The organism is Streptomyces genisteinicus (genome assembly GCF_014489615.1).
Classification (GTDB): Bacteria; Actinomycetota; Actinomycetes; order Streptomycetales; family Streptomycetaceae; genus Streptomyces; species Streptomyces genisteinicus.
Genome location: NZ_CP060825.1, coordinates 4,090,110 through 4,097,500, shown reverse-complemented (window position 1 = coordinate 4,097,500; position 7,391 = coordinate 4,090,110). Strand labels below are relative to the sequence as shown.

General features: G+C 75.5%; 8 protein-coding genes (1 of these 8 only partly in view). 2 read left to right on the top strand and 6 right to left on the bottom strand.

The window, feature by feature from the left end:
* Window positions 1–302, top strand: partial view of a tryptophan--tRNA ligase gene (trpS, locus tag IAG43_RS17830; protein WP_187741721.1) — the final stretch only. The gene continues 697 nt to the left of window position 1, outside the view; 302 of the gene's 999 nt are visible here — the last part of the coding sequence; its start codon lies off the left edge, out of view; it ends in the stop codon at window positions 300–302.
* Between the two features lie 127 nt (window positions 303–429).
* Here the strand turns inward: trpS and proC are convergent, their stop codons facing one another.
* From proC to IAG43_RS17800, 6 genes are all read right to left on the bottom strand, one after another.
* Entirely contained in the window at window positions 430–1,239 is an 810-nt protein-coding gene (proC, locus tag IAG43_RS17825; RefSeq protein ID WP_187741720.1) for a pyrroline-5-carboxylate reductase, read from the bottom strand.
* A 180-nt stretch (window positions 1,240–1,419) separates the two neighbouring features.
* Window positions 1,420–2,157: an ABC transporter permease gene (locus tag IAG43_RS17820; RefSeq protein ID WP_187741719.1), complete on the bottom strand. Its 738-nt coding sequence runs from the start codon at window positions 2,155–2,157 to the stop codon at window positions 1,420–1,422.
* Complete coding sequence (locus IAG43_RS17815) at window positions 2,154–2,966, bottom strand: ABC transporter ATP-binding protein (protein WP_187741718.1); 813 nt, start codon at window positions 2,964–2,966, stop codon at window positions 2,154–2,156. Before IAG43_RS17815 ends, IAG43_RS17820 begins: the two co-directional genes overlap by 4 nt.
* Window positions 2,967–3,193: 227 nt before the next feature.
* Window positions 3,194–4,057, bottom strand: coding sequence for a class I SAM-dependent methyltransferase (locus IAG43_RS17810; protein ID WP_187741717.1), 864 nt, complete (start codon window positions 4,055–4,057; stop codon window positions 3,194–3,196).
* Window positions 4,058–4,129: 72 nt separating this feature from the next.
* Window positions 4,130–4,657: a hypothetical protein gene (locus tag IAG43_RS17805; protein ID WP_187741716.1), complete on the bottom strand. Its 528-nt coding sequence runs from the start codon at window positions 4,655–4,657 to the stop codon at window positions 4,130–4,132.
* A 33-nt stretch (window positions 4,658–4,690) separates the two neighbouring features.
* A complete protein-coding gene (locus IAG43_RS17800) occupies window positions 4,691–4,999 on the bottom strand; it encodes a peptidase (protein WP_425508610.1) in 309 nt (102 codons plus the stop codon).
* A 138-nt stretch (window positions 5,000–5,137) separates the two neighbouring features.
* Here IAG43_RS17800 and IAG43_RS17795 point away from each other — a divergent pair, with 138 nt between their 5' ends.
* Window positions 5,138–7,360, top strand: coding sequence for a protein kinase domain-containing protein (locus tag IAG43_RS17795; RefSeq protein ID WP_187741714.1), 2,223 nt, complete (start codon window positions 5,138–5,140; stop codon window positions 7,358–7,360).
* Window positions 7,361–7,391 lie beyond the last annotated feature (31 nt).

The following is a 7,391-nucleotide window of genomic DNA, read 5'->3' as shown; positions in this document are numbered from 1 at the left end:
TCGTCCACGACCGGGAGAGCCGGCCCGGGGTGGCGAACCTGCTCGACATCCTCGCGGCGTGCTCGGGCGGCGATCCCGCGGAGCTCGCCGACGCCTACACGTCCTACGGCGCCCTCAAGAAGGACACGGCCGAGGCCGTGGTGGATACGCTCGCGCCGATCCGGAAGCGGCACGCGGAACTCGCCGCGGACCAGGGGTACGTCGACCAGGTGCTCCGGGAGGGCGCGTCGCGGGCCCGGGAGACGGCCCGGCCCCTCGTGGACCGGGCCTACCGGGCGGTCGGGCTGCTGCCGGCGGTCTGACGCGCCGGAACCGGCGGGGTGCGCGCCGTGGTGGGCGCGCCCCGCCGTGCGCGTCTGTGGCGCCGCGGCCGAAGACGTGCGGGGGTGACGGGCCGGGGGCGCGCAGGCGTGACCGGCCCCGGTGGCGTCAGCCGTTGCCGGAGGCGAGCTCGCGGCTGCGGTCGCGGGCCGCTTCGAGGGCGGCGATGAGGGCCGCGCGCACCCCGTGGTTCTCCAGCTCGCGGATGGCGCTGATCGTGGTGCCGGCCGGCGAGGTGACGGCCTCCCGGAGCTTCACGGGGTGCTCCCCGCTGTCGCGGAGCATCACGGCCGCGCCGATCGCCGCCTGCACGATCAGGTCGTGCGCCTGGGCCCGGGGCAGTCCGAGCAGGATGCCCGCGTCGGTCATGGCCTCGACCAGGAAGTAGAAGTACGCCGGACCCGAGCCGGACAGGGCGGTGGCGGCGTCCTGCTGGGACTCGGGGACGCGGAGCGTCTTGCCGACGCCGCCGAAGATCTCCTCGGCGTGGGCGACATGGCCGGTGGTCGCGTGGCTGCCCGCCGAGATCACCGACATGCCCTCGTCGACGAGCACCGGGGTGTTCGGCATGACGCGCACGACGGGGGTGCCGGCGGCGAGGCGTTCCTCGATGAAGGAGGTGGGGATGCCGGCCGCGGCGCTGATGACGAGGCGGTCGGCGGGCAGGAGGGGGCCCAGTTCGTCGAGGAGCCGGCCCATGTCCTGCGGCTTGACGGCCAGGATGAGGGTGTCGGCCCGCTTGGCGGCGTCGGCGTTGCTCACCGGCTCGACGCCGTAGCGGCTGCGCAGTTCCTCGGCGCGCTCGCTGCGGCGGGTGGTGACCAGCAGATCGGCGGGCCGCCAGCCGGCGCGGATCATTCCGCTCAGGAGGGCTTCGCCGATCTTGCCCGTACCGAGCACTGCGACTGTCTGGGTCATGGCTGCGTTCACCTCGCCGGTGGGGATGGGTGCGCACACATCCTTGCACCGGGGGTGGTCCGGCGGCGGGCGCGTCCGAAGGGCGGGCAGCGGCGGCCCGCCGGGTCCCCGGAGCAGGCGGCAGGCGGCAGGCGGCAGGCGGCAGGGCGACGGAACGCCGGGGCTGCCCGCCCCTCGGTGTCAGTCGGTGCGGCGGCGCAGGGTGGCCGCGCCGAGGACGAGCACGAGCACGGCGCACCCGGCGACCACGAGGACGTCGCGGAGGAAGGTGCCGGTGGCGTCGGTGTGGTGGAGCACCTCGTTCATGGCATCGACGGCGTAGGACATCGGCAGCACCCCGGACACGGCTTCGAGGACGGGCTGCATCGTGTCGCGCGGGGTGAACAGTCCGCAGAGCAGCAGCTGGGGGAAGATCACGGTCGGCATGAACTGCACGGCCTGGAACTCGGAGGCGGCGAACGCCGAAACGAACAGCCCGAGTGCGGTGCCGAGCAGGGCGTCCAGGAGGGCGACGAGCAGCAGCAGCCAGGGGCTGCCCACGACGTCCAGGCCCAGCACCCACAGGGCGAGACCGGTGGCGAGGAGCGACTGGACGACGGCGACGAGGCCGAAGGCGAGGGCGTAGCCGGCGATCAGGTCGCCCTTGGCGAGCGGCATGGCGAGCAGGCGTTCCAGGGTGCCCGAGGTGCGTTCGCGCAGGGTGGCGATCGACGTCACGAGGAACATCGTGATGAGCGGGAAGATCCCGAGCAGCGAGGCGCCGATCGCGTCGAAGGTGCCCGGGGAGCCGTCGAAGACGTACCGGAGCAGGAAGAGCATCACGCACGGCACCAGCACCATGAGGGCGATCGAGCGCCGGTCGTGGCGGAGCTGGCGGAGTACGCGGGCGGCGGTGGCGAGGCTGCGGGATGTGCTCATCGGGCGGTCTCCTGAACGGTGTCGTCGGTCCCGGGCCCCGGGGACCCGCCGGGCGCGCTGCCCGCGCGGGCCTCGTCGACCAGGTGGAGAAAAGCCTCCTCGACGGTCTCCGAGCGGGTGCGCGTCCGCAGGTCGCCGGGGGTGTCCTCGGCAAGGATCCGGCCCTCGCGCAGCAGGATCAGCCGGTGGCAGCGCTCCGCCTCGTCCATGACGTGGGAGGAGACGAGGATCGTGGCCCCGCGGTCCGCGGCGAGCCGGTGGAAGAGGTCCCAGAGGTCGCGGCGGAGTACGGGGTCGAGGCCGACGGTGGGTTCGTCGAGGACCAGCAGTTCGGGTGTGCCGAGGAGGGCGACGGCGAGCGAGACGCGGCTGCGCTGCCCACCGGAGAGGCGCCCGGCGAGGACGTCGGCGTGCGAGATGAGGTCGACGTCGGCGACGGCGCGGGCGACGGCCTCGTGACGGGCGTCGCGCGCGGCGCGGCCCGGGAGCAGCACGGCGGCGAAGTAGTCGAGGTTCTGGCGCACGGTGAGGTCGTCGTAGACGGAGGGCGCCTGGGTGACGTACCCGATCCGGGAGCGCAGTCCCGGGTGGCCGGCGGGGCGGCCGAGGACCTCCAGGGTGCCGGTGGTCCGTGCCTGGGTGCCGACGACGGAGCGTATCAGGGTGGACTTCCCGCAGCCGGAAGGGCCGAGGAGGCCGGTGATGCGGCCGGAGTGCACGGTGAAGTCGAGGCCGCGCAGCACCGTGCGGTCGCCGCGGACGACGGTCAGGCCCCGGCCGAGGACGGCGACGCCGGAGTAATTCATCATGTGATGAATAATCCTCCCGGGGGTAGCGGGCGTCAAGAAGCGGTGCCCGCCCGGCGCCACGACCGCCCGCCGGTCGTGGCGCCGGGCGGGTCGTGCCGCCGGGAGGGTTTGCCGCCGGGAGGGTTTGCCGCACACCGGGAGCGCGAGGGCCCGGCAGACGTGGGCGCGGCAGACGTGGGCGCGGGGCTCGGCCGGCAGCGGCTCGGCCGTCCGGGTGCGCCGGCGGGTCAGGGGGCGTCCGGCCGCACGGCGACGGTGAGTTCGACGGTGTACGCCTCCTCGACGACACCGTCCGGGAAGGCGTCGAGGAGCAGGGCGCGCTCGCGGTCGAGGAAGGCCCGGGAGTCGCGTGGGTCGTGGAGGAGGAAGAGGGAGTGGCTGCCGAGGTTGGCCAGGTGGAGGTCGAGCGGGACGCGCCTGCTCCAGCGGAGGGTGCGGTCGGTCTGCCGCAGGCCGCCGGGGAGCCGTCGCGCTTCTCCGGGGGCGCCCTTGGTGCTTCCTTCGAGGTCGCGGTGTATGCGCGCCTGCTGTGCGGCGATCCAGGGGACGTCGAGGTCGGCGACGTTCCACCACAGGGCGAGTGCGCCGCCGGGCCGCAGGACGCGCAGGGCCTCCGGGACGGACCGGTCCGGGTCGGTCCAGTGGAAGGACTGCGCGTAGGTGATGAGGTCGGCGCTCGCGCCGGCCAGCGGCAGCGCGTCGCCGACACCGCGGACGAGGGGGACCCCGGGGAGCGAGGTGCGGAAGCGGGCCGCCATCCCGGCGCCCGGTTCGACGGCGACCACGTCGGCCCCGCGGTCGCGCAGCAGCCGGGTCGCGATGCCCGTCCCCGCCCCGACGTCCACGGTGCGGGAGCCGCGGAGGGGACGTCCGGCCGCCTCCTCCAACGCGTCGAGGAGGGACGGCGGGTAGGCGGGGCGGGCGGTGTCGTACTGCGCGGCGGCGGCGTCGAAGGACCGGGCACGACGGGCCGGGTCGTGCGGGCCGGAGGCGGTGGCGTCCGGGGCAGGGGTGCCGGGGACGAACGTGTCCGGGGCGGGAGCGCCGGGGACGGAGGCGGCGGAGGCGGCGGAGGCGGGGGCGTCGGTCATCCCGCGATCATGCCCCGGGCTGCCGCCGCCGCACCCCGGCCCGGCTGAAGGAGCCGGGAGGGCGCCGGAGGGTCAGTCGCCCTTCGGCGCGCCGCCCTTGCCGCCCTTGGCGTCGCGGTGGGCGGGGTTGCCGGAGCGGGTGGTGCGGCGGCGCTTGTACTGGGCCTTCGCCCTCTCGTACTCGGCGCGGCGCAGCTGCTCGCCGGGAGCCTCGACGAAGCAGCGCAGGGCGTAGGCGATCAGCGAGCCGATGAAGCCGATCGTCCTGAGACCGCGGAGCGCGTCGTCGGAGGCGGAGCCGGAGGGCCGCCGTGTGTAGCCCTCCCACGTCTTGCGGAAGGCGATGGCGCTGCAGACCGCGAACATGACCACGACCAGCCCGTTGACGAAGCCGCCGACCTCCGCGATGGACAGCCCCTGGTACGCGAAGCGCAGCACCAGCGCGGCGGCGAACGCCGTCACCAGCGAGCCGGCCGCGACGGCGGCCCGCCGCAGCCCGTAGTGCCCGTCGTGTTCGACCCAGGTGGTGCCGAAGTAGCGAATGGGCTCGGGCCGGGGGCCGCCGCCGTCGGTGCCGGAGTGCTGGGTGTGGTCGCTCACGGGGTCGATTATCCCCCGGCCGGCCGCCCCGGGTCAGCCGCAGCGGATGGCGACGTACCCGTCACTGCCCGTACGGACGTACGCGTCCGACACGAACTGCCCGTTGGCGATGTTGTCCCAGATGTCGCTCGTGCCGTACGGCCCGCTGACCGTCTCCCCCGGCATCTGGCAGTTGATCGGGACGCTCGCCCCGTACGGAAGCACCTTGATCAGCCGGTAGTTGGTCCCCGGACCGGACCGGACGTTGAGCCGGACCCCCGGGGCCACCGGGTAACGCTTCGCCGTGTAGCCGGCGGTCTCCTCGACCGCCGCACCTTCGATCCGCACCTCTTCTGCGGCCACTGTGCTTCTCCCCCCGTCGACAGACACGTGATGTCGGCGTGTTCGCCGCGCGCAGGCTAGCAAGCGGTGGCTGGATCGCACGCACCATCGACTAGGCTCCGTGCGTCGCGCGTGGGCACCATCAAACGGGGGTGGGAGATGCCACCGCTGCAAAGCGCCGGGCCGTTCCCGGAAGCGGAACATCCGGAATACGCCGGTCAGTACCACCTCGAGGAGTGCCTCGGGACGGGCGGCATGGGCGTCGTCCATCTCGCCACGTCCGGGTCGGGGCTGCGGCTGGCGGTCAAGGTCATCCACGGCGAGCACGCGTCGGACCCGGAGTTCAGGGCGCGTTTCCGCCAGGAGGTGGCGGCCGCGCGGCGGGTCAGCGGGGCGTTCACGGCGCCGGTCGTCGACGCGGACCCCGATGCCGGGCGGCCGTGGATGGCCACCCTGTTCATCGACGGCCCCACCCTCGCGGAACGGGTGAAGCGGAACGGGCCTCTCGGTCCGCAGGAGTTGCAGCGCGTCGGCGCGGGGCTGGCCGAGGCGCTGCGGGACATCCACCGCGCCGGAGTGGTGCACCGCGATCTCAAACCCAGCAACGTGCTCCTCGCCCCGGACGGGCCGAAAGTCATCGACTTCGGCATCTCCCGTCCCGCGGACAGCGATCTGCGCACGGAGACCGGGAAACTGATCGGCACACCGCCGTTCATGGCGCCGGAGCAGTTCCAGCGGCCCCGGGAGGTGGGGCCCGAGGCGGACGTGTTCGCGCTCGGCGCCGTACTGGTCCACGCGGCCACCGGCCGGGGCCCGTTCGACTCCGACAGTCCCTACATCGTCGCGTACCAGGTGGTGCACAACGAGCCCGATCTGGCCGGGGTCCCGCAGGAGCTGGTGCCGCTGCTGCGGCGCTGCCTGGCGAAGGAGCCCGGGGACCGTCCGACGCCGTACGAGCTGATGGTGGCGCTGCGCGCGTCGTCGCCGTCGGCCGCGTGCGACACCCAGGCCCACATACCGGCCCAGCGCCCTCCGTCGGAGCGCGCCGCCGCGAGCCCGGCTCCGGGCGCGGACGCGAACGCGGCTCCGGACGCGGAGGCCGGCGGGTCGGCGGGGGCCGGGGACGGCGGTCCGGGCGGGACGGCGGGAGGAGCGGTGCGGCGGCCGCGCCGCCCGGTGGTCCTGTGGGCGGCGCTCGCCGCGGTGGTCGCGACGGTCGCGGGCGCGGGCGTCGTCCTCGCCGGCAGCGGCGACGGGAGCCCGGCGCGACGGACCCCGTCCGCGGCGCCGGCGCCCTTCCGGCCCTGGAGCACGACGCTCGGCGCAGCCGGCGCGGAGGGCCGGGCGCCCGTCTGCGCGACCGCGGGCGCCGCGCTCTGGTGCACCGGCTCCGGTGTCGGGGTCGCCGGACTGGACCCGGCGCACGGGACGGTGCTCTGGACCGCCGGCGCGAAGGCGCCGGCGGCGGACGGCGGGACCGGGGCGATGGGCGGACCGAACGACGAGGGTGCGGCGCCGGTGGCCGCAGGCGGGGTGCTGCTGGTGCTCCCGCCCGGCGGCACCCGCTACCGCGCGCTCGACCCCTCGTCCGGCGCGGTGCGCTGGGAACGTGACGTGGCGGCGTACGCGGCCGTCCGGACCGCCGGTGACCTGGTGCTGCTGACCACCGGGGAGGGTTCCGTGCTGGCGGTCGACGCCGCGACGGGCGCCGACCGCTGGCGCGGGCGGCACGGCGGGGCGGGGACCGAGTGGACGGGGACGCCGGACGGGACCGGCCCGGTGTTCGCCACCACGCCCTCCGCCGACGGCGGGTCCACCCGGGTCGCCGCCGTCTCCCCCGCGGACGGCCGGGTGCTGTGGACCGAGCGGCTGAAGGGCTCGCTGACCCCGGTGGCCGCGGGCGACGGGACCCTCCACCTGCTGGAGGTGGACACCGAGGGCTTCACCGTCGCCGTCGTCCGGCTGGACACGGCGGCGCCCGGCCGCTCCACGCGCAGGGTCGCGCTGACCGCCCCGCTCGACCAGGCGCAGGCGGCGGTCGCCGGGGACCTGGTCTACGTGGTCGGGGCGGGCGGCTCGCTCCTCCGCGTCGACACCGCGAAGGGTGCGGGACGGGAGGTGTGGCGGCTGGAGACTGCGGTGGCGCACCTGTCGCGGCCGGCCCCGCGCGGCGGACACCTGTACCTCTCCGCGGGGGACGGGCGGCTGCTGGCCGTGGAGACCGGAGAGGGCCGGCTGGTCGGGCAGACGAAGCCCCGGATGGGCGGCGGGCGGCACGCCTCCGTGCTCCCGGCCCCGGCCACCGCTCCCGGACGGGTCTACGCGACCGCACCGGACGGATCGGTCTTCGCCGTGGACGCGCGCGACCCCGCTCGCTGGTGACGGACGCCCGCGGCGCACGGCCGCGGGCCCC